Genomic DNA, 24,193 nt, shown 5'->3' on the forward strand with positions numbered 1-24,193 from the left:
AAAATAATGATCAGTGATTATTGTTTTTGACGTTATATGTTTTCGCAAAAAAGAAGATAGCTAAACTAAATATTGCTCCAAGAGTGTCTGCTAACATATCTTTTTGTGCATCCCAGATATCACCTTGAGAGCCTAAAAATTCAATGCCCGCCTCAGAGCCTGCGCTTGCTGCGTACCACCACTCGATGATTTCATAAGCTGCAGCAGTTGCCATAATAGCAAATAAGCCAAATAGTGCGGCAATAATTGGTTTGCAATGTCCTTTACGTACTAAAAACTCAGCAATAGGAAAAGCATAAAATCCAATTGAAAAGTGGGCGAAGCGATCAAAGTGATTACGGCTAGAATCGAGAATATGGTTAACCCAGTCAAAAGGGACATTTGCAAACGTGTAATGGGCGCCAATATTATGCAATACCAACCAAACAGCCATTAGCGTATAGGCGAGATTACTAAATACAAAATAACGGTAACTAAAAACTAAAAATAAGAACACAATGATAAGAGGGATAGCCTCCGCTACCCATACTGCACGAAAAGCGGGATTGATCCCAAGTGCAATAAAGAAGATGGTATAGCACAGTGCTAGCCATTTGGGGTATTTGTTCTCAATCATTTCAATTCCTTATAATAAACAATTGGCTTAAAGAGTAACGTTTTTGCTGCATATATGGCAAGAAAGATTATCAATATGTTAACGCGGTTGTGATGACTTATTTTAGGTTTTTTAAAATTGGTTTGTGTTATAATTTCCAACTAATGTTTTCACAATATTGTGATATACATCATATTTGACAGTACACACTCATAGATTGAGTTGTTTTTACCGGAGCATCATTTTGCATTTTAAAGATCTTGGCTTAGACCCACGCCTATTAAAGAAACTGAATCATTTGGCGTTTGATCGAGCAACCGAAATTCAACAAACGGCAGTCCCTGTTGCTATTGCAGGCAAAGACATTTTGGCGTCGTCGAAAACGGGTTCCGGTAAAACTCTGGCATTTTTATTACCTGCGATGCAACGAATGTATCGCAGCAAGCCATTCACACGTCGTGATCCTCGTGTTTTGATATTGACACCAACACGTGAATTAGCGAAACAAGTCTTTGCACAACTACGTACACTTAATGCTGGCACACCTTACGATGGAACTTTGATTGTTGGTGGTGAAAACTTTAACGATCAAGTAAAAGCATTACGTAATGATCCAATGTTTGTGGTTGCAACACCAGGTCGTTTTGCTGATCACCTTGAACATCGTAGTACTCATCTTGATGGCTTAGAAATGCTTATTCTTGATGAAGCCGATCGTATGCTTGATTTAGGTTTTGAACCACAGCTTCGTCGTATTAATGAAGCGGCTAATCACCGTCGTCGTCAAACATTAATGTTCTCTGCAACGATGGATCACGTTGATGTAATGGAGATGGCCTCAGAGATGTTGGATACGCCAAAACGTATTTCAATTGGCCACTCAGCAGAAGAACATACTGATATTAATCAGCGTTTTATTTTGTGTGATCACTTAGATCATAAGCAAGCATTGTTAGATAAAGTGCTTGAAGTTGAAGATTACAATCAAGTTATTATCTTTACAGCTACTCGAGCAGATACTGATCGCTTAACGGCTGAGTTAAACGAACGTAAACTAAAAGCTGTAGCATTGAGCGGTAATCTAAATCAAACTCAACGTAATAGTATCATGAGTCAGTTTGAGCGTAATTGTCATAAGATTCTTGTGACAACGGATATCGCATCACGTGGTCTTGATATTGATAGTGTGTCGTTGGTTATTAACTTTGATATGCCAAAACACGCGGAAGAATATGTTCACCGTGTTGGTCGTACTGGCCGTGCAGGTAATAAAGGTGATGCAGTTTCATTAGTTGGACCTAAAGACTGGAAGAGTTTCAAAGCAGTTGAAGCTTTCTTAAAGCAAAAGATTGAGTTCACTACAATTGAAGGTTTGGTTGGTAAGTTTAAAGGCCTTAAACCTGCACCGAAGAAGAAGTTTGTTAAGAAAACAACGACGAACACTACTGGTGCAACTAAGCAAACTCAAGCACCTAAAGCGAAAAAGAGAGTTGATAAGCGTTTTTACGAAAACCAAGCGGTGGGTAATGATGTCTTTATGCCTAAGAAAAAACGCAATACTGATGTTAGCCAAGATGACTAATAATCATTAATGTATGATATTGATTTTTGCTATTAATTATAGCGAGATATAAAAAACCAGACCTAGCGTCTGGTTTTTTTATTTCTCTATTTAGTTAAATAGCAGTAGTGCAGCAATGCAATTAACGCAATTGATACACTTGGCCTTCTTTATCGGCTTTAACTGTCGCAAAACTTAATACAAATGGACCTTGTGCTTGGACATTGGCTGGCAATGTTTGAATAGCTTGTTTTGCTTCCTCACGGGTTGCGTAATTCCCGTAAATAACTGCATACCAATTACGGTTTAGTGCGTGCTTCCAGTTAACCCAAATAGGTTGATCGCCAGTAATTGGCTGAAGATAACCACGTAGGTTGCGTTCTTCACTTAACGCCAAAATCTGAACGGTAAAATGTGAAGGGTTAATATCACCAAATGCTTGGTCGTTAGTCATTGACTCTTCATCAGTAAGGTGGGCATCGTTATTATCAATGTAGTCACTATCAATAACGGGTGTGCTAGTTACTGTCGTTTCTGGTGCGACTGTTGCAGTAGGTGTTTGTTGACATTGAAGGTTTGCATTATCAAGTTTTGATGGTAATAGGTAACTTGAATCACAAGGGCTGTTAGATGATGCACAACCAGATAATGCAAATAAACCTAAGACAACTGCTGCCTTTAGCGTACGAGATGCCATTATTTTCTCCGAAGAATATTTAATGATTTGTGAATGTGGTATCAGTATCTTAAGTTTTATAACGTGAATACCACTATTTACAAATGCCTTTATACTTAGGGTGTATTGTAGCTAAAAACGGCAGAATATTGACATGATAATTACCCTTTCATGATTAGATGTATGTTTTTTAATCAAGTTAACTATGCTAAATGAGAATAAGTTATATTGACTCGAATAATATTGCTATATGCTTTTTTACTCTTTCATAGAGGTAAATGATCTTTTTTAAAACCCAAAGGGTTGGTTAACATATTAGTAACAATGTTGGAGGGAGATTGTTATTAATGAAAGCATATCTACTAAGAGTTAATGATCGTAAACGACGAATAGCTGCTGCAGTTATTGCAATGGTATTGATTACAGCGTCATTGGTCACGACAGGACTTATTAGTGCGCTATGTGATTTAAGTGCATTTGTAATTTTGTTGGTTGTTTTATGGCTAAAAATGAGTGAACGACAGCTAAACAATAGATGTTATGAAGTATTAACACCTTCCGTAAAAGTAGAAATTGAACCTTAATTCTCTCTTATTTGCCATAATGCGTTAGTCGTCGTAGTGGTATTCCTTCTAGCCGCCCATTGGGAATGGCAGTTATTGCCTCACCGTTCGCTATTGTTGCCAGTTCTATAGCTGCGGCAGTTGTTTTCTGATTTGGTGTGTTGGCAGTTCTGATCATGGGAGCCTTCCCAGCATTACGTGCTAACTTTAATGGATCAGTTATGGGCATACGATCGAGATCGTTATTACTGTGTTGATCATTTTGATCTGCAACTCTGATGGTAATGCGATCATGCAAGGATCTAATTAAAATACAGTAATGGTAGATTAAATAGCGCTAACACTTTCATTCCTCACTATAAACCTCTATTACTTCTAAAATTGTAAAGAAGAAATAGTGGTTTTTTTTCATTTTGACAATAAATTTGTCTTATTTGTGAGAATAACTCAGATTATATCTTCTACAATATAACTAGAATCAAGGATTCTGTGGTGCTTATCGGGCTTTTTATTCGATGCTTAACCCCTTAAGGAGTTAGAAATGAATACCATAAATCGATATCATTTATTAGGTTATATTTTTGCTGTTTTGATGATATTTAACAATCATGTTTTTGCATCAACGCCACCGGGACCTCCACCGATAATTGTCTTTCCTATTAATGAAGATGTGTCTGATACTGTCATTGTCTCACCTGAGTTTAGTAAGTCTAAATTAGACAGTCTCATGATCGAAAAATTACGTCCTAATCGGGGACTTACTTACCTTATCCCTTTATCTATTTATGTTAAAGCGGGAGAGTATTTACGCTTAAGTCCTGCTGGGACGGGAAATATTCACTTATGTATTAATCAACTAACAAAAAATAAACTATGTGAGCAGCGTGTCTCATTTAATTATACGACTGATTATTACGTTAAAGCGACTATTGATGGGGAAGTGTATATTGATAATCGTTTAACGGATACAAATAGTCCAGTTGAAGTGACGGTAACTGGTGGACATCAAATGCCAGTTTTTAAGTTAAATACGCATAGTGATAATGATTTTTTATCGATGCTTGATGATGCAACAGTACCTAATATTCATTTAGTGTCGAATAAAATGATTATTACAGGTCCGATAGCTAAGTTTAAGCAATATGGTATTACTAATCCTACTGAATTAATGCAGAGTTGGGACAATATTGTAACTTGGGGTCAGCAACATTATGGTTTTTCAGATGATTTGAATTCACTGCATCAACCTGTTGAGCATAAATTATTATTTCTTGATGTTGGTGAAGATGGCTTTGGAGCAATGTACGCCAGTAGTTATCATTTAGGTACGGGTACTGATAGTGGGTTTTTACGTGTTGTTGATACTGATTACTTAAATGGCACTCGAGGTTGGGGACCGTGGCACGAGTATGGTCACACTTTGCAACCGCGTTATTTACAATTTAGTGGTATGACCGAAGTAACTGTTAATATTACCTCACAAAAGATCCGTCAGACCTTAGGCCATGGTAGTAATATTGTCTCGCGTTGGAATAACAATATTTTTCCTTACCTTGATCAATCGAGCTCAGAAAAAGACTTCTTTGGTCAACAACTAGGGTTATTTGATAAGCTCGGTTTATTCTGGCAACTTGATCTCACCTTTGGGCCACGTTTTTACCAACGCATGAGTATTATTATGCGTAATGGATACCAAGAATTGCCATTTTTATATGATGTTGCTCAAGATAAGCGAGTACAGGTATTTATACAACAGGCTAGTTTGGCAACCGGTTATGATTTACGTGAGTATTTTAAACACTGGGGTATACCTGTAAGTGGTGAAACGAATATTAACATGAACCGATACTCTCGTTACTTACAACCATCGACAGGGATGTGGGAAAATAGTGATTTATCAATAACTAAACAGGATTATGAGTTTGGTGAAGATGTAGCTATTCATTATCGCCCTAAAACGAAAAAGATTAAATTTGCTTATGATTACTTCCGTACCTGGCTACCTGAACATAAGGTAACCGTCTATGTTAACAATCGTTATTTAGGAAAAATTGAAGATAATCAGAGTGATGAGTTTGATTTAACTGTCGATCCAGACAATGCTCTTGTGAAAGTGGCGACTAAAAAGCGTCTCAACAAAGGCGATAAAATTAAATTAGTCTTTGAAACACCACAAACAAACACCGTGACTTATAAGCACCGTGTTAACGATATACGTATGTGGTCAAATTCAGAGAAAGATAAAATCACAGTGAAGGTTAAACGTAGCCGTTTCAATCGAGATGATTTTACCTTAAAAGCGTATTCAAATGGTTATGTGATTTTCAGCTGTGAGAATAATGCTTGTGAACATGCAGATGTGACGTTTAGAAACAATAAAGTGCTTATCTCTAAACAGTATCAGTTAACGCCTAATCAACCGGTTACGGTGGTTATTGGTAAGCAAAATGGTCAATTAGAAAATGTTATCTATGCTAACTAATAAGTAATTTAGGTTATTTAGCATGGAAATTAAAGGTTATTGGCGTCATGGATGACGCCAATACGTTTATTTATGGCTTTATATTATTTGGCCATGTAAATGGTATTACCCTCTTTTATTGTTTCTACAATCTTAATATCTTTAATTTTTGTTGGTTCAATAGTCAGTGGGTTGTTATCGAGGATAACCATATCAGCAAGTTTTCCTACCTCAAGAGAGCCTTTATTCATTTCTTCGTTATATTGCTCTGCAGCCCAAATAGTCATCGCTTTTAAGCCTTCAAGTGGTGTGATGCGCTGCGTTGTTCCTATTACTTCGTTATGACGAGATAACCGATTAACAGCAGATGAAAGCATCATCATTTGATCTAATGGTGCAACAACAAAGTCAGTATGATTCGTTGGGTGGAGGCCAATATCAATCGCATCTCGCATTGGACTAATGTAGTCAGTCTGCTTTTTGCCCCTATTTTTAAGGTGAGCGTCTGCAAAATAATAGGTATGTAAGGTATAGAAAGAAGGGCGGATCTTATATTCTTTAAATTTACTTAATTGATCTTTACGCGAAAACTGAGCGTGGATCATTGTAATGTTACGATCTTTAGTCAGATCACCATTGGCTGCAGATAGATGAGCTTCAAAAAAGGCATCAATGGCACCGTCGCCATTAGCATGTATGTTTAAAGGGACATTTAAGTCATAAACCTTTTTGATCATGGTGTTAATAGTGTCTTGTGGGAAAGTCAATTCACCTAACCAATGTTGTTCTCCCGCAGGACCGCCAGCTAAATATGGCGTCGTAAATTTGGCGGTACGGCCTTGAGGTGAACCATCGATAGTCACTTTAATTCCACCCACTTTAAAATGATTGTTATATTTCAGCCATTGATCGATTGGGTACTTTGCTAAAATAGCATCAACATCAGTAATGAAAGGGTAAACAATAACATCAATAATATTGGCATTGGCATCAGATGCCCGTTTAATTGTTTCAAATTGATTTAGATGGGTTGCTCCCTCATGAGCCGTCGTAATACCATTTTGAGCATATAGTTGCTGTCCTGCTTTAGTTGCTGCAATTTCTTGCTCAGCCGACATAACCTCTGCTTGTGCAAGTACGGGAAGAAAAGCTGTCTCCATTATTAAACCATAAGGTTCATTGGTGCCTTCTTTACGAACGATAACGCCGCCAGCAGGAGTGACTGTTTGATCATTGTAACCGTATTTTTTTAAAGCAAGGCTATTCATGACCGTACCATGCATAGAAACATGATCGATACGAACAGGGTTATCAGGAAAAACTTTATCGATATCATCACGATTGAGTAAGCGACCATTTGGCATTACGGTATCATCGTAACCGTAAGCAATGATCAGTTCACCTTTAGGGACGTTATTTTCGTCGGCATATTTCTTTATTGCGGTAAGAATACTATCAACGTCTTTACCTGTACCTGATGGTGGCGCATAAACTTGAGCTTGATTAGCAACTTGTAATGAATTGAAATAGTGACTATGTGCGTCAATAAAACCGGGCAGTAAGCTTTTATTGTTCAAGTCGATCAGCTGAGTATTTGTTGATTTAAACGTTTCGTTAATTTTATTGGTATCACCAACACCAATAATTTTCCCATCTTTAACCGCAATAGCTTGAACTGATGGTTGAGCATCGTTCATGGTGATAATATTACCGCCGCTATAAATAGCATCAGCGCTAACAGTCGGGTCTTTTTCATTACATCCCATAATTAACAACGATGATATTAAGGCTGAGATAAGTTTTAATTGTGGAATTTTCATTGACTACATCCGTGTTAAGAAATATAAAAATATTAGTGACTACTATACATATTGATAGCACTAAAATTTTAAAATACTCAAATTTATAGATGGGACAGTTAAATGTAGGCAATAATATCTTGTAATAAAGACAGTTTGTGGCGAGAGTGATACAAAAAAGCCAGATAATGTATCTGGCTTAAAGGTATATGGGTGTAGTTAGTTATTATTAAAGAAATAATTCAATATACGTTAATGACGTTGCACCAATTGCCAACCAAAGCACCACTCCTAATAATAAGGGTTTGTGTCCTGCATTACGTAGTTTATTAACGGTAATTCCTGATCCGATTAAGAATAAACATACGACTAATAAACGTTTTGATGCATCAAAAATAAGGATATATGTTGAATGAAATTGTGGAACAAAATGAGCAATTAAAATAGCGAGGCAATAGAAGACAATAAAATAAGGTATACCAATTTTCTTACTATCACCTTTAAACATTAATGCACTGCCGAAAGCGACAGGAATAATCCATAACGCACGTGCGAGTTTTAATGTGGTGGCGGTTTTTAAAGCTTCATCACCATAAGAGCCCGCAGCTCCAACAACTGATGATGTATCATGAATGGCAATTGCAGCCCAAGTACCAAAAGCATGCTGGCTCATTTCTAATAAATGACCTACCGCAGGGAAAAGAAACAGTGCGACGGCATTAAGTACAAATACAGTCGCTAATGCTAATGAAGTTTGATCATCGCGGGCATTAATTGCTGGTGATACGGCAGCAATGGCACTACCACCACAAATAGCGGTACCTGCTGCGATTAAGTGACCGGTTTTTTTATCAAGCTTTAAAAAGTGGGTCGCTATCCAACCTAAAAACAAGGTAAAGAAGATTGAAGATATAATCAGTCCTAGTCCCTGACGACTAGCTTCAATTGCTTCATTTAAATTAATCCCAAAACCTAAACCAATAATGGAATATGACAACAGTTTTTTTGTTAAGGCTGCGAGATTAAATTGAGTGGGTACTAAACCAAAACTAGCTAAAGTGAAACCTAGAATCAATGCTATTGGTGAACTAATGAAAGGAGCTAAACATATAACTGCGGCAATTATAAAAACAATATCTGCAGGCCTTAGGTTTCTAATCTTTTGATTTAATGTCATTTTTGTAGTTAAAGTCAGTTTGTTTATGAGATCTTAAATTATACGCATGTCATTCTATTTCGTTTAGTTAAATATTTTGAAACGAGGGTTAAGAGTAATTTAATGTATGTTTTTTACTTTTTTTTCCATGCTCCGTTATTATCTTGATAGAAATTTCCAGGTTGTGTTTTTTCTATTGCTTTATGATAAGCACGCTGTTTTACCTCAATAAGCGATAAATCATGGGATCGACTAATCGCGTGATAGGTATTTTGGCGGTGATTATTTACCGTGGTTACGAGATGGTTAATGTCAGCGTTATTATCTGATTTGATGACAGCAATAAAACCATTTTTAGCTTCACCAACAAGTCCTTGTTGTTTGGCTTGTTGTAAATTAATCGCAAAGACGGGATGTGAAAATAATAACGAGATTAGATAACAGCTAAGGATGATACGTTTCATAGAATATTATCCTGATAAAGAGAAAGTGAAAACTAAAATGTTGCTTTATTATCAAAGAGTTGCTCTATCTCTTTGTCTACTTTTATTTTTATGTCATGCTCAATTTTAACATTAAGATTAACCTCAATCGGTTTATCAGATGTGGCTACTTGTATTGTTGGTGTGCATCCATTAAGCAATAGCATAGTGATCATTATTGCTATGCTATAGAGAGTAGATAGAGGCAATGTTTTTTGCAAACGATTCATGATGATACCTTTAGGTGCTAGTAGTGATTAAAATGCTCACTGATTTTTTGTTCGATTTCTGAAGCATTGATCATGTTAATTGTTTTAATGAGTTCAAGTATATTATCCTCAACGGCTAAGTTGATATTGATAGGGCGGCCGTACTGAAAATCAGGGTTATAGCCTTTAAAATGTGATTGCGTTTTTAATACACCATTTCTAGCGTAGTTAACTTTAATCGCGAGAGTACGATAATGATAATTTTTGAGGATCTCACTTACCACTAAAGGACTATGGTGACCGGCAGCTTTGACTTTTTTATCGATGACGGACCCATCAAGATAGCGTAATACTCCGCCTGGATGACGAGATTGTAATACACCGCTATGGATCTCTGGTTTACCATCAATAATAGAGATAGGGATCGTTCCATCAAGGATCCCTGTGAACTCAATGCCTTCATGATCAATAAGATCCGTTATCTTGTTAATGTTAAGTCCAAAGACTGTAACTGGAATAGATGTTAAATTACGTAAATTGGTACGGCTGATACTATGTGCACTTAAATTACCGCCAAATAAATTGGCTGATATTCGATGTAATGTGTATTGGTCTGTTTGGGTATCAAGGTCGAGAATTAAGCTTGGTATTGTTAGCGTTATTCCAGCTTTAAGTTGTTGGGCAAATAAAGCCATCGGACGCAGCGTACGAATACCATTTGGAGAGAACGCGACATAAAGGCTGCTATTAAGCTGGGTTATATCAATATTGCGGTAATTGCCCGAAAGTTGATCCGTGCTAATGTTCGCTGTTCCTGTTAGTTGGTTATTATCATCAATAATGAACGATGCGCTGGTGGTGATGCTGCCATCAGTAATATCAAGCGGCAAAGATAGATTCGGGAAGTAATAGTTTTTTAAGCTATTTTTTTTCGTAAATACAATTGTTCGGTGGTGTAATTTTACCTTGGTTTTCTTGGTCATTAAGTCTGCATTAACATCTACTTGCGCTAATATATCATCGTATGGGTTAGCTAAGGTTGTTTCAACTTGTAGGGCGTTATTAGCTAAACGGAAATTACCATGAAGATTAGTCGGTGGCAGTAATTGCTTATGGTTACGCTGCGCGGCTCCCATGGTAATTTTGAAATCACTAGAGAATGTAAGTGGGGCTGCTTTAGGTCGTTCTTTAAACTCGACTTTTTTATCCATTTCGGCTTTAGAGATTGAGCTGTTAGTTACCGCAGCTGTCACAGTATCGTTTTTAAATAATACTTCATGACGTAATAAGAACTTACTGACATCAACATTCAGTAGCGCTTTATAGTCTGCAGGTTGTGATTTTTTTGTCGCTTGGTGGCGTGTATATAATTGAGCACTTAGTTGTGCTTGCGTATTTTTAGGCTGATAAAGTGTTAATGCCAGCCGGTCAGTTTGTTTTTCAAAAATACCAATTAACTGATTTAAACTGAAATCAATATTCTTACTATTACTGTTGGCTAAGGTTGGAATACCTTCAAATGTTAGTTTTTTTGCTTGAAAACGGGTTTGCTGAAGCTGTGAGATTAAATAATTATTAGCCCAGGTTGCCTTTACTTTTGAGCTAAAAAGAACCTTATCAATTTTACTGTCAATAATAGGTTGTAGGGTATTAATACTAGCATTAATGTTGGCATCGATATGACATTGGAGGTTGGGATACAGACAATTGAGATCATCGATAAAGAAATCAAATTCAGATTTTGTTTTGGCATTTTTAAAACGGATGGTCTCATTTTTATCACTTAATGCCACACGGAATAACTTATTTTGATAGTTGACATCAAAATTTATTTTACCATCACTGTTCATCTGAATATTAGCAACATGTTTTGGCGCATTATTACGACGAGTACTTTTCTGCTTAGAATGTAGAAATGGCGCGGCGAATGCGTATTTGTTGAGTTCAATCGTAAAAGAGGATGGTAATTCGATCCCAATAAGGTAATGCGCATCTACAATTTTGTTATCAATGACCATCGGTTGGGTGGTTTTTGATAAGCTGCTTACAACCTGTTTAGCATAAAAGCGTAATGGCCCATTTATTTTTGCATCAGGGACATCTTTTAATCCTAAACGGTCAGTAAATTCTTTGGTATTTTTAAAGTTGGCATTGCAATTTAAGTATTGCGGTAGTGGTTGTTGAAAAATGATTTTAGCGTCGCAATTAAGATTATTACCATCACTGCGAGTCATAATAGTGTGTACGCGGGCATCCGTTTTCGATAAGTGGTGAATATTGACATCAAGTTGATATGGGTTAGGGGCTAGGGCTTTCCCTCGCACAATAAAACGAGCTTTAGTTTTGTCTGCAGTGGCAATATTTAAATCTTTGGCCTGCTGCTCTATTTTTTTGCGGGCTTGCTCTCGCTGTTGACGTTGTTGTTTATTTTTAGCCTTTTCTGCTGCTGTTTTATGGGAGGATGTTTTGCTGCTATCTGCATCTACATCCTCTGATAGAGTAGGATTAGTAAGGGGCTGGTTGGGTGTTTTTAATGCTATTGAAGTGAGTGGCGTTTCTAAAATCACTTTTGCATCAATTAATAAATCACCGTAAGTAAATGACTTTATTTTAAATTTATTAACCGGTAAGCGGGCAAGGTTTGCAATGGTTTGCCCAAGATGAAATCCTTTGCTGTCAATATCTGTACGATTAACGAATTCAGGTAAGTATTTAGGTTGTTCCAGTTTTGCTGTCTTAGCAATTAATTTCATTGTCGGTAGACTACGTTTGAGATCAAACGCTAACGATAATTTAGTAATAATTTGTTCAGGCAAAGTGTTATTAAGCGTTTCCCATTCAGGGTGGAGCGACGCGATCTTGACTGAAACTGGTGTTTTATCGCCTTGCCAAGCAATAGAAAATTGACTATCGATAAAGCGTAATGGGTAATGGGGCGATGGTTGATAATGGGGAAAGAATAGATTTAATCGCCCTTTGTCAGAATGGCCCGAGATCACCAGATGTGGACTATTGCTGATGGTGACATCAACCTGTTCTATAATTTGTGTGGCTGCGGGCTCTTTACCATCACTGTGTGCAGCAGAGGCCGTTACTTTACGGGCATGGGCATTAATGGCTAACGGAGATGAGAAATCAACAAATTTAAAAGTAGCATCAAAAAAGTGAATATACCGCAGGTAAATATCTTGCTGTTTTAACATTGCTGTCGCAGCAGGAGAGAGTTCAATCTCATATTTCTTAGCAAAAAGACGATAACTGCCTTCATCAAGGGAATTGTCTGGATCAATGCTGTGTTTTAAAGAAAGATCATGAAACGTGACGTTGTAACTAAAAGCTCGTAACGAAATCAGCTCAGCACGTACCTCACCATCATAACGTAGTCCTTTAAGACTCGTAATTGTGATGCCATTAATACTGAGCCATATAAAACCAATAATCGGTACTAATAGTATGATCACCAATAATGATAAACCAACCTTGGTACCTGTATGTAACCGCGATGGCCGAGAATTTACTGGTGGTGATGGCTCGGGATTGCGCGGGTTAGATTTCACTGCGATAGTTCACCTATTAATAAAATGATGATCCAATGGTAGCAATAAGTTGTGAAATTAACTTGAATAATAACCATTAACTGTATATTTAGACATACAAATGATTCTATCATTGGAATGTTATCGACAAAAATTATTCAATAACATTTGACCGTAAAATGACTAAATATGCTTTTGGTTGCAAAAAATACGGGGTTAGACTTGGCGATTTGAATGTCTATTCATTTAATTGTCTAAATAATAAAGCCAGCCTTTGTGAGTGGTTGAAAATATAGTTTGGCATTGACGTTGCTGTTGTTGACGTTGTGCCAAGGGGAATGAATCAAATAAACGCTGATAACGGTTGGGGTTACTACCGTAGACTAAACATAAAATATGCTGATAGCGCTGTGGAGTAAGGCTATGTTGTTGAATAAAGTGATTAGTGCTAAGTGTCGAGTTCTGAAGTTCACGTATACTGAAAAAACGCCCTGAATTAATCGCAATTTCATCTCCTCGGTCGACATCATTAAGCAGTAAAATAGTGACAAAATTATCGACAGTACTTTCGCTGTTACCTAATACAGGGATAGCTCGATCAAGAATAAACGCATGTCCGATTTGATGCAGTAACGTTACTAATAACGCATCGGCTGTCGCTTGATAACGTTGCTGTTGGGTAGGGTAAATACCTGTATCACGAAGATGCTGTAATAGCTGAGTAATGTAGTGGTAAGGAATCTGAATTTGTTGTTGGGTGGAATTATAATCAGGCCCCTTAACACTTCCAAATATAATCTCTAAACTAGGTGCGAAAATATAACGGGTTTGGCTCAATTGTTTAATGGTTGTCAAAATAGATGAGTGTTGAACAATATCTTTTGCTTGCTGTTGTTGTAGGTTAACGGGGGGAATAAAAACAAAGTTGACGGTAGCAACAGGATCTAACGCTAAACCATATTGCCCGCCGGTTGGATGCTCTGTGCCGGCATAGCTTAAATAACACATTGTTAGATACAGAAAGCCGCATAGAAGCTTTATTAGAGGCGATAAACGTGAAGGTTTTGTATGCGCTGGTTGATTAAAAGTGAGATCATGTCTATTCACGTTACCACCTCATTACTGCTATAGATGTATCATTATTGATAATTATAGCATTACAGCAGCATTGACTTATTTTTGTTAGGATTCAATAAAATGTATTTATTAAATCATAAGCTTACCCTAACTTAACAAATGAAGCTTTAAACTTAAAATAAAGTTATCCATACGTAAAAATTATAACTTATTAATTTTACTAAAAGTAAGTTGGTAATAATTGACTGTTTATTGCTATATGTTGTCACTATATCTAGATGCAAAAGGGGTAGGTAGGCGTAGTATTGCATACCAATAATTATACTTTATAGAAAATAAATATGCCTCACAAGCTTAGTAAGGGTAAAGGCCCAGTATTGTTGATCGCTGGAATATTGTTAATTGCAGCTACTCTTCGAGGAACAATAACAGGTATAGGTCCTATTCTAGACTTTGTCTCTCAGACTCTTAATTTATCAGCGACACAAGCAGGGATGCTCACCACATTGCCTTTGTTAGCTTTTGCTATTTTCTCGCCAATATCTTCTGGTCTAGCAAGAAAGGTGGGACTTGAACCCTCATTGATGTTAGCACTCGTGCTAATGACTATAGGTGTCATTGTTCGTTCTGCTGGTTCAACTGCCATGCTCTTTTTGGGGACTTGTATTATTGGTGTAGGTATTGCTATAGGTAATGTATTGTTACCAAGTTTGCTAAAAAGAGATTTCCCAACTCAAGTGCCGACATTAACCGCTGTTTATGTACTTGTCATGGGTATTGGTTCAACTATTAGTTCTAGTGTCGCTATTCCTTTATTTTATTTATCAGACAAACTACATATTACCGCTATTCCAAACTGGGCATTTTCCCTTGCTGGTATCATCATTTTTCCTGTGATAGCTATCTTAGTATGGTTACCACAATTGAATAGACATACTCGTCCATCGGCAGATACCGCAGATATTGATAGCCATAGTTATTTATGGCGTTCAGCTGCAGCTTGGCAGGTGACAATTTTTCTTGGTATTAATTCGTTTATTATGTATATATTTATCAGTTGGTTACCAAGTATTTTAACTCATAACGGCTATACAGAAAACCAAGCGGGTTATATTGAAGGTATTCTCCAATTTTCAACAGCAGTGCCAGCATTAGTACTTATTCCACTAATGGTAAAAATGAAAGATAAGCGTGGTATAAGTGTAGTAATGGCGCTACTCACATTTATTGGTATTATCGGACTATTATTCGCCCCTGAACATGCTGTTATATGGGTTGTTTGTATTGGTTTCGGCTGCGGTGGTGGTTTTATTCTTGGTCTATCTCTAGTCGGTATCCGTACTCATAATGCACAACAAGCTGCAGTATTATCTGGTATGGCCCAATGTATGGGTTATCTACTAGCAGCAACAGGCCCCATTGTTTTTGGTTTCTTACATGAGAGAACGGGTAGTTGGCATGCACCATTATTAATGGTATCTAGCTTCTGTATTATATTAATTGTATTAGCATTATTTGCAGGTCGTTCACATGTCATTGTTCGGACTAAGGATGGTAAAGATATCGTTATCGATGACACTAAAAAGCAAATTGAATCTTATTAAGATATAGATAAAAGCGGTTAAATATTTAAAAAAATCACAGCAGATAACTGCCCAACTAAAGATATCATTGGGAATAAATAATATCTTTGGAGGTAAAAGGTAGCGCTGTAAACCACGCACTGCAGCATTAATAACCACCAATGATGCAGTGCGTGTAAATTTTTATTTGATGGCTATTTTAATGGTAATAGCATATCAACGACACCATCAGCTATTTGAACATCAATTTCAAAGCCCATTTTTTGCGCTAATGTGATCATGCCACGGTTGCTTGGCATCGTCATACCCGTAAGCGTAGATAACCCTCGCTGTTTGGCATAATCAATCAATTTGGTCATCAAAATACCACCTAAACCTGTGCCCTTGATATCTGAACGCACTAAAATCGCAAATTCAGCTTCTTTATTGTCAGAATCTGATAATGCGCGCGCAACGCCGATAATCATGCCATCATAAACCGCAACAAATGCCATTTCACGGTCATAGTCTATCTGAGTAAATTTAGCTAAGGCCTCATGATTTAGTTCGCCGATATCAGAGAAAAAGCGCTTATATAGATCTTCTTCTGATACCTGACTAATAAACGATTTATGGGTGGGTTCATCTTCGGGTAAGATCGGACGCAGCAATACCTGTTTACCGTCTTTTAACTGACATAATTGTTCGTATTCTTTAGGATAAGGACGAATCGCCAATCGTTGCTGAATATCACCATCAAAGATTGCAATATCCATCGAGGCATCAATAATTGTTAGTTCATCACCAGAGACGAGTAAGGGATGAATATCAAATGCATTGATTTCAGGGCAATCAATGATCATCTGTGAAATCGTAACCAATAAGCGACACAAAGCAGGAATAGATATTTTCTCTAAGCTACTGCGTTGTTTGATTTTGTGACGTTTGAGAGCGTTGATCACCATATAACGCGCCAATGCCATATTTAACGGCGGTAACGCAACCACGGCATCGCGGCTAATATCCCAATGTATAGTTTCTTCACCAAGCATGATCACTGGCCCAAATACTGGATCGTTATACATGCCAATTCGTAATTCTTGCGCTCCTGAGCGATCAGCCATACGTTGGATCAATAATCCATCAATACGCGCGCTAGGATAGTGTAATGCGACGCGAGAAAGGATCGCATCAGCAGCGTTAGCAACTTCGTTAGCATCTCGTAGGTATAATACCACCCCGTGAATCTCGGATTTATGGCGAATATCAGCTGAGCGTAATTTCACTGCGACGGGATAACCGATTTGTTCTGCAATATGTACAGCTTCTGCAGCATCGGAAGCTATCCATGTTGGAAGAGTGGTAAAGCCATAGCTTTCAAGTAATGGGCGTATTTCATGGGTTTCGAGATGATGGCGATTTTGGCGCAGCAATTGTTGTATTTCACTACGAACATAATGAGGGTCAGCCGTGATTTCACCAAAAGATAGTGGTGTTTCCATTAATTGGCGTTGGTTACGGCGGTATTCGACTAAATGCATGAAAGCCGATATTGCACTTTCAGGAGTACGATAGGTGGGTAAATGCGCTTGGGTAAAAATAGAACGAGCTTCGGCTGCTTCATTTTCACCAGACCAATTAGTAAGGACATTAAAGCGCTGACTACGCGAATGCTGGTGGAGAGTGTTAGTCACTATTTGGGCAGTTTGGGTACTATTGGCGATAGCGGAAGGGCTGTGCATGATAAGCAGCGCATCAAAATCATCACTATCAAGTAAAATATTAAGGACTTGTTGATAACGCTCGATATTAGCATCACCCATAATATCAATTGGGTTTGCTTGCGGCCAGTATGCGGGTAATACGTGAGATAACTTGTTAATTGTCTCTGCACTTAGTGTTGCTAATTTTCCACCACGATCAGATAGCGCATCTACGGCCATAATGGCAGGACCGCCACCATTGGTGAGAATAACCAGTCGTTCTCCTCGTAATGGAACTGAATGCGCTAAGGTTTCAACCGCCGCAAATAGATCATGGGTGGTATGAACGCGTAACATACCTGAACGACGAATGGCGGCATCGTAAACTTCATCAAGGCCAGTTTCACCTGATGTATGAAGCAATGCAGCTGAGCGCCCAGCCATTGTACGGCCACTCTTTAACACTAAGATGCGTCTATTTCTCGCTGCTGCACGGGCTGCTGACATAAACTGCCTTGCATCTTTGATACTGTCTATATAGAGCAAAATAGCGTCTGTTTTAGTATCTTGACTTAAGAAATCAAGTAGTTCAGCAAAGTTAATATCACAAGCATCTCCAAGTGATATAAAAGTCGAAAAGCCGATTTGTTTATTTTGAGCCCAATCTAAAATAGTGGTACATACGGCCGCTGACTGTGAAATAAAGGCGATATTACCTTTATTGGCAGGGATAGGAGACACTGACGCATTAAGGTTAAGCCAAGGTAGAATAATCCCTATACTATTTGGACCGACAATACGCATATTATAGCGCTGGGCATTGACTAACATCTGTTGCTGATAGTTAACGGCTTTATTCTTTGTAGTCGTTATTGTCATATCTGCAGCAATGACAATAACTGCTTTTACGCCTTTTTCTCCAAGCTGCGTAATAATCTCGGGCCCATACTCTGCGCGAGTACAAAGAATCGCAATATCAGGGGTAATAGGCATTGCATCTATACTGTGGTAAGCAAGGATCCCTGCTACAGAGGTATACTTGGGGGTGACAGGGATTATAGGGCCATTAAAACAACCTGTTAACAGATTACGAATCACAATATAGCCAATCCGTTGTGGATTATTCGATGCGCCAATTACTGCAATACTATTTGGTTTTAAAAAAGCCGCAATGTTACTCATAAGCTAATCCCTCATTTAATACTGCTTACTACTTTATATTTAAATATTTAAGAAGCGTTTTTTTTATAAAGATAATGTGATCTAAAAGATAATTGAACGTTTTATGCTATGCCTAAAATAAAATGTTTATTCGTATAAGTAATAATCAATTAATTATGTTAATAATACAGTAACTATTGTATTGATAATGTTGTGAATATGTGTATTACTAATGTTTATTGCTAAAATTTCAGGTGCTAGATAGAAATATGATCAATGATTTATACTTTAAATATCAACCTAGATACTATAATGGTGAGATATCCTCTTATGAGGCATTACTGAGAAGTCATATTCAGAACTTCAATGTTGAGGAATTTGTCTGTTCTATTGAATGTGCTGCTAGTTTTGATCTCGAGATTATTCGTAAAGTCCTTCAAGATAGAAAATCATTATCGATTGGTGATGATGTTTCTATTTCATTAAATATATCTATTGCAAGCCTCCTTGATGATTATTTTCTTGATGAATGTTTGGGTATTTTTGAATACGAGAAAAATATAACATTAGAATTAACTAATCATGATCAGACTGATGATTTTGATAATTTACAGAATTCAATATTATGTCTTAAAAACAAAGGTGTAAAATTTGCACTTGATGATTATGGCAAAGGATACTTTAATACTGATATATTTTTATATCTCGATGTTGATTATATAAAATTAGATAGAAGATTGATTAGAAATATAGAGCATAATTATATTAGTTATTCCGTATTAAAATCAAAATACGATCATATTGTTAATGTTGTAAATAAAGTTGTTATTATTGAAGGAATTGAAACATTTGAGCAATTTAACTTAGTTAAAGAGTTTGGTGATATGTTTTATCAAGGATTTTACTTTTCAAAAGCTATAACTGCAGCTGAAATACAAAAAACAGAACCTATACTGAATTATAAAATAAATGTTAGAAAACAATTTTCATTGAAATTAGATCAAGCTATTTTCGATTTAAATCGATCACAAGACCCTAAAAATGTACAACAAGCAATAGAGAATATTAAAAGTATAGATAAATATAATATTATTGGGTTAACGTCAAATACCTTTGATTTATACTCTGAACGACAAAGGATTAATAAAAATTATCGAGAAATCATAAAAAATAAAACAAGCTCACATTTTATGTTAGCTGCTTTAGTTGTATGCGGTAGTGATGGTGCGGTAGTTATTCGTGATAAAGATGGTAATGTTATTTTTAATAATGATCATTTTATCAATTATATTGGTATTGATTTAGTTGGGATGCCAGTAGAAGAGGCTTGCGAAAAAGTAGCGGATTATCGTACCTGTTTAAATGTTGATAATGAATTATTACTGAGTGATTCATGTTTTATGATGTCAGATGAGGTTATTGAAACAAAAAATGGTAGCGAATTAGTTCATATATATAGGCAGAAAGTCTCTAATTTTGGTCAACATTTTGTTATTTGTTCTGTTTATGAAGCTACCGATACTATTATTATTGATGAGCTTACTAATTGTTACCAAAAAAACTATTTATCATCAAGTTATATGAATCAACATAAGGTTTTGGTCTTTGTTGATTTAGATGGCTTTAAAGAGATCAATGATAGTTTTGGCCACTATATCGGTGATGAAGTTTTACGAGATTTTTCATTAACGATGAAGGATATGCTACGCGATGCAGATGTAATGGTTCGTTTTGGTGGCGATGAATTTGTAATTTTGTTAAATAGTCATGTGATAAAAAATGTTAAGCAGCGAATAGAGCAATTAAGACAAAGTATAGAATATTATTTTAATAAAAAAGATACTCAGTTAAGTTTTTCTTATGGAATTGCGTCTTTACAAGATGGTGTAGAGCTAGCACTTAAGCGAGCAGATACTGCTATGTATAAAGAGAAGTCATTAAGAAAAAAACAATTAAGAGTTGTATGATTATTTTTGTGTAATTTGAGTTTTTGAATAAATTCGTATTTAGTTAGAAATAGTTAAATAATACGCACATGGCAATTAACCATCCCTTTTGGGTATATGTATAGGTTTGTTACAAATTCTATTAGTGATTAGTGATATTTTCGATTATGCTTCTCTAAAATACTAAAAAGAATAAATTTTAATGCTATCCGATTGCTATTTTAATTTTCAACCTCGATATTATAACGGTGAAATATCTTCCTACGAAGCTTTATTAAGAAAAACTGAAGCTGAAATTGAACGCTATATAGAAAGTATAGCTGATCATGTTACTTTTGATTTGGCTATTATTGATTTTGTTATTAAGCGTCGTTCGCAATTAGTTAATGGAGAAAAGATACAACTAGCAATTAATATCTCTATTGCCAGTTTACTTGATGATGAATTTGTAAAAACATGCCATAAAATATTTGAACATGAAAAAAATATAATTTTAGAACTAACTCGACATGATGAAACTAATGATTTCACACGTATTCAAAATGTAATAAAGCAATTGAAAGATAAGGGTATTCAATTTGCGCTTGATGATTATGGTAAAGGTTATGCTAATAGCGAATTGTTTTTACATCTTGATGTCGACTATATTAAGTTAGACAGAAAAATGATTAAAAACATTGATCAAAGTTATGTCGCTTACTCATTAGTTAAAACAACGTATGAAAAGATCGCTAAAGTACTTGGTAAGCATATTATTGTTGAAGGTGTAGAAACGTTTGAGCAATTTAATTTACTTAAACAACTAGGAGATATGACTTATCAAGGATTTTATTTTTCTGAACCACTTAATATTATAGATATAAAACCGACCAAGACGAATTTTGATATTCAAAAAATGGATACTCAATCATTTTGTAATTTACTTGATCAAGCTATTTATGATATGAATCGAGCGCCTAATCCTCAGGCTATTAGGGCTGCAATTAATCACCTCATTAAAATTGATCGTTATAATATTATTGGGATTACTTCGAATTTTTTTGATGTTTATAATGAACAAAGTAGAATTAATAAAAATTATAATGAATTACTTGAGCGTAAGAGTAGTTCACATTTTTTATTAGTTTCTTCATTAATAAGTACTTGTGATGCGTTAGTTATCATTCGTGATAGTGAAGGGAATGCTATTTATAACAATGATAACCATATTAATTATTTAGGCGTTGATCTTGTTAATTATACTGCAGCGCAAGCGTGTGAATTATTTCCTGATTATCGAACCTGTATTGATTTAGATAATGAGTTACTTAATAGCGATACCTGTTTTATTGTATCGAATGAAACTGTAGAAACAGAAAATGGTAAGCAGTTTTTTCATGCCTATCGACAGAAGATAACTCACTTTAATCAAGCATTTATCATTTGTAGTGTCTATGATGCTAACGACAGTATTAATATTGATGATCTAACGGGTTGCTATCAAAAAAGCTATTTAGAATCGACTTATGTTCGTGCTTACCAAACTTTAGTTTTTATTGATTTAGATGGTTTTAAATCAATAAACGATTTATATGGCCATAATAAGGGTGATGAAGTGTTACGTGATTTCGCCCAAACCATAAAGAAGATGCTACGAGAGCGAGATGTTATTGTTCGTTTTGGCGGCGATGAATTTGTTTTATTGTTAGATAAAGCTTCAATGTTAAGTGTACAACAACGAATAGATGATATTCGCAGTAATATTGAAGCCTATTTTTTAGCAAAAAAATTATATTTAAGCTTTTCTTATGGAATTGTTGATATTGGTGATTGTATAGATAGCGCTTTAAATAAAGCTGATGAAGCGATGTATAAACAAAAATATGAGCGTAAACAATAAATAATAAAAAGAGATCATTTGATCTCTTTTTTTGCTGGTGGACTATAAGTTGGTGTGGCTTAGAGAATAATAAGACAATTACACTTGGTAACGGCTCTTATCACCGATATCAAAATGTAGCGGCATGCGCCATTTACTAAAGGCGGCATATGCAAGTAATGCTGCACCTACTATGGCAAGACCAATTGCGGCATTAGCGATATTAAAAACTAAACAGAACCAAAACCCAGCTAAAGCAACGGGGGTCAGTAACAATATTTTGACTTTGAAACAGAAATATTCCTTTATAGATAGTGCGCTAAAGACAAATAAAGCTGCTCCCAATGCTAATGGCTGCCATAATCCAGACATAAACCAAATTGCCGAAAATAATCCTGCTCCTTGGATTAACCAGCGGAAACGTTTGTCATAGATGTGTACTGTTGTTGATGCCAATAAAGCAACCATTACAAGGAAAGGGGTAGCGGCTTGGGTTTCTGTACCGATAACCGCCATGATAATAGCAGCGAGAGTGAATGCAGAGCGATATAGGATAACTGTTAGTTTATCGAGTATGTCAAGTTCGCATTTAATGTGTGGATCAGCCATTGAAGCTCCTAGGTAGTGGCAGAAAAAGAATAATAAAGAATATGAGTCATATTATTGTTAGCAAAACAATATTTATTGTGATCAGAGTAACATAAATGCCTTTCGATTGATCTATCGTTATGAACAGTTTGATCCTAATCAAAAGCTACGGCAAACTATTGCTAACTATTTGTCATTTAATTGTTTTTATCATTAATGTACTGAATATTTTGTTTGAAAAAGTGAGAATGAAATGAAGAAAATTATTGCATTGGGCCTGCTATCCAGCTTAGTGGGTTGCGCTCAATTAATGCCACCCAAGACACCATTGCAAACTCCAATTGAAACAATTAACACCACTAAAACAGCTGAACCATTTGTTGAGCCTATTATTGTGGCTGAATTAGATTCATCAGTTAAAACCGATCCTCTTTATCAGTCGATTGATTCAATCGCAGTTAGTGAGCAAGAGATTAAGGAACAGCCCGTTACAGATACAGAGGAAGGTACAGTAGCAGCAGATAATACAGCAGCCAATGAGGTGACTACCGATGATGTACCAACTGAAACGTCAGCAACTGAGCCAAGTACTCAATCCGCAACAGATAATGCAGCAGCAACTGAAATAAGTGCTAACCCTACAGCAGATACTGTAGCAGCAGAGACAGCCATCGCACCCGCACAAACGACTGTTGGTGATGATGCAGCAGTGGAGCCATCATCAGTAGCAGAAGCAAGCAGCGACGATGTTTATAAAACAGTAGATATGCATGGTTATAGCATTCAAGTCACAGCATCAAGAGATGAGCATTCATTAGCAACGTTGTTATCGTCATTAGAGAGTCAACAACCAGCTTGGATAAATAAAAAAATGTTGAATGGTAGTCAGGTATATACATTGTTACTTGGCCATTATGCTAATTATGATCAAGCTAAAGCTGCTTTAGTATCGTTGCCTCAAGCAGTACAACAAAATGGCGCGTTTGTGCGTAATTTCTATGATATTGAACATACTCGCTCTCCTCAATTGAAGCAGTTACAATAATTCAGTGAGTATATAAGCGGTGGTTAAATCACCATTTGCAGCACAAACTTAGCATGATTTAAAAATAATTCACGATATGATGGGGTAGAGGGTACATTCACCTTACTTTTTTGATTACTATATTCAGCAGTGAATGCCTTGCTATTTTCGGCCTTGGTAGTATCCAAGGTCTTTGTGATCTGCATTGTATTGTGATTGGTATAATTAAGGAACGA

At 36.3% G+C, this 24,193-nt stretch carries 17 protein-coding genes and 1 pseudogene; 8 read left to right on the forward strand and 10 right to left on the reverse strand.

The genetic code is table 11. From position 1 onward, the window contains the following. Nucleotides 1–10 precede the first annotated feature (10 nt). The gene (locus PPBDW_RS15435; protein ID WP_036790018.1) at nucleotides 11–616 is read right to left on the reverse strand and encodes a DUF2238 domain-containing protein; all 606 of its coding nucleotides are present in this window, start codon (nucleotides 614–616) and stop codon (nucleotides 11–13) included. Nucleotides 617–839: 223 nt separating this feature from the next. On the opposite strand from PPBDW_RS15435, the gene PPBDW_RS15440 reads away from it, so the two are divergent. Next, on the forward strand, nucleotides 840–2,177 hold the full coding sequence (locus PPBDW_RS15440; protein ID WP_036790021.1) for a DEAD/DEAH box helicase: 1,338 nt from the start codon (nucleotides 840–842) through the stop codon (nucleotides 2,175–2,177). A gap of 121 nt (nucleotides 2,178–2,298) precedes the next feature. On the opposite strand, the gene PPBDW_RS15445 is transcribed toward PPBDW_RS15440, so the two are convergent. Next, complete coding sequence (locus PPBDW_RS15445; protein ID WP_036790024.1) at nucleotides 2,299–2,853, reverse strand: SPOR domain-containing protein; 555 nt, start codon at nucleotides 2,851–2,853, stop codon at nucleotides 2,299–2,301. Between the two features lie 326 nt (nucleotides 2,854–3,179). Between PPBDW_RS15445 and PPBDW_RS15450 the strand changes: the two genes are divergently transcribed. The 3 genes and pseudogenes from PPBDW_RS15450 (at nucleotide 3,180) to PPBDW_RS15460 (ending at nucleotide 5,877) form a co-directional block, all read left to right on the forward strand. After that, nucleotides 3,180–3,416 (forward strand): hypothetical protein, encoded by a 237-nt coding sequence (locus tag PPBDW_RS15450; RefSeq protein ID WP_036790027.1) that lies wholly within the window; start codon nucleotides 3,180–3,182, stop codon nucleotides 3,414–3,416. Nucleotides 3,417–3,439: 23 nt separating this feature from the next. Then, nucleotides 3,440–3,699, forward strand: a pseudogene (locus PPBDW_RS15455) (hypothetical protein); the annotation flags it as partial. Between the two features lie 237 nt (nucleotides 3,700–3,936). Next, nucleotides 3,937–5,877 (forward strand): M60 family metallopeptidase, encoded by a 1,941-nt coding sequence (locus PPBDW_RS15460; protein ID WP_036790033.1) that lies wholly within the window; start codon nucleotides 3,937–3,939, stop codon nucleotides 5,875–5,877. A gap of 83 nt (nucleotides 5,878–5,960) precedes the next feature. Here PPBDW_RS15460 and PPBDW_RS15465 read toward each other — a convergent pair whose 3' ends face one another. The 6 genes from PPBDW_RS15465 to PPBDW_RS15490 all read right to left on the reverse strand — a co-directional run bounded on the left by PPBDW_RS15465 (nucleotide 5,961) and on the right by PPBDW_RS15490 (nucleotide 14,145). After that, nucleotides 5,961–7,676, reverse strand: coding sequence for an amidohydrolase (locus tag PPBDW_RS15465; RefSeq protein ID WP_201775675.1), 1,716 nt, complete (start codon nucleotides 7,674–7,676; stop codon nucleotides 5,961–5,963). Nucleotides 7,677–7,884: 208 nt separating this feature from the next. Beyond that, the gene (locus tag PPBDW_RS15470) at nucleotides 7,885–8,832 is read right to left on the reverse strand and encodes a YeiH family protein (RefSeq protein ID WP_036790035.1); all 948 of its coding nucleotides are present in this window, start codon (nucleotides 8,830–8,832) and stop codon (nucleotides 7,885–7,887) included. 113 nt (nucleotides 8,833–8,945) lie between these two features. Continuing rightward, entirely contained in the window at nucleotides 8,946–9,275 is a 330-nt protein-coding gene (locus tag PPBDW_RS15475) for a YdbL family probable chaperone protein (RefSeq protein WP_036790038.1), read from the reverse strand. A 32-nt stretch (nucleotides 9,276–9,307) separates the two neighbouring features. Next, a complete protein-coding gene (locus PPBDW_RS15480; protein WP_036790041.1) occupies nucleotides 9,308–9,523 on the reverse strand; it encodes a YnbE family lipoprotein in 216 nt (71 codons plus the stop codon). 17 nt (nucleotides 9,524–9,540) lie between these two features. After that, nucleotides 9,541–13,059 carry an intermembrane phospholipid transport protein YdbH family protein gene (locus tag PPBDW_RS15485; protein ID WP_054262118.1) on the reverse strand — a complete coding sequence of 1,173 codons (3,519 nt, stop codon included), beginning with the start codon at nucleotides 13,057–13,059 and terminating at the stop codon, nucleotides 9,541–9,543. A gap of 225 nt (nucleotides 13,060–13,284) precedes the next feature. Further along, nucleotides 13,285–14,145: a DUF4344 domain-containing metallopeptidase gene (locus PPBDW_RS15490; protein ID WP_243423023.1), complete on the reverse strand. Its 861-nt coding sequence runs from the start codon at nucleotides 14,143–14,145 to the stop codon at nucleotides 13,285–13,287. A 311-nt stretch (nucleotides 14,146–14,456) separates the two neighbouring features. Between PPBDW_RS15490 and PPBDW_RS15495 the strand changes: the two genes are divergently transcribed. Beyond that, entirely contained in the window at nucleotides 14,457–15,719 is a 1,263-nt protein-coding gene (locus PPBDW_RS15495) for a CynX/NimT family MFS transporter (protein ID WP_054262119.1), read from the forward strand. A gap of 173 nt (nucleotides 15,720–15,892) precedes the next feature. Here the strand turns inward: PPBDW_RS15495 and PPBDW_RS15500 are convergent, their stop codons facing one another. Continuing rightward, a complete protein-coding gene (locus PPBDW_RS15500) occupies nucleotides 15,893–18,562 on the reverse strand; it encodes a bifunctional acetate--CoA ligase family protein/GNAT family N-acetyltransferase (RefSeq protein ID WP_036790047.1) in 2,670 nt (889 codons plus the stop codon). 248 nt (nucleotides 18,563–18,810) lie between these two features. Here PPBDW_RS15500 and PPBDW_RS15505 point away from each other — a divergent pair, with 248 nt between their 5' ends. Together PPBDW_RS15505 and PPBDW_RS15510 are read left to right on the forward strand one after the other, a co-directional pair. Continuing rightward, nucleotides 18,811–20,508: a GGDEF domain-containing protein gene (locus PPBDW_RS15505; RefSeq protein ID WP_036790049.1), complete on the forward strand. Its 1,698-nt coding sequence runs from the start codon at nucleotides 18,811–18,813 to the stop codon at nucleotides 20,506–20,508. A gap of 181 nt (nucleotides 20,509–20,689) precedes the next feature. Then, nucleotides 20,690–22,366 carry a GGDEF domain-containing protein gene (locus PPBDW_RS15510; RefSeq protein WP_036790052.1) on the forward strand — a complete coding sequence of 559 codons (1,677 nt, stop codon included), beginning with the start codon at nucleotides 20,690–20,692 and terminating at the stop codon, nucleotides 22,364–22,366. 78 nt (nucleotides 22,367–22,444) lie between these two features. Here PPBDW_RS15510 and PPBDW_RS15515 read toward each other — a convergent pair whose 3' ends face one another. After that, nucleotides 22,445–22,954, reverse strand: coding sequence for a DUF2301 domain-containing membrane protein (locus PPBDW_RS15515; RefSeq protein ID WP_036790055.1), 510 nt, complete (start codon nucleotides 22,952–22,954; stop codon nucleotides 22,445–22,447). Nucleotides 22,955–23,186: 232 nt separating this feature from the next. Between PPBDW_RS15515 and PPBDW_RS15520 the strand changes: the two genes are divergently transcribed. Then, on the forward strand, nucleotides 23,187–23,978 hold the full coding sequence (locus tag PPBDW_RS15520; RefSeq protein ID WP_052671589.1) for an SPOR domain-containing protein: 792 nt from the start codon (nucleotides 23,187–23,189) through the stop codon (nucleotides 23,976–23,978). Nucleotides 23,979–24,193: the final 215 nt, after the last annotated feature.

Source organism: Photobacterium kishitanii (assembly GCF_000613045.3).
GTDB classification, from domain to species: Bacteria; Pseudomonadota; Gammaproteobacteria; order Enterobacterales; family Vibrionaceae; genus Photobacterium; species Photobacterium kishitanii.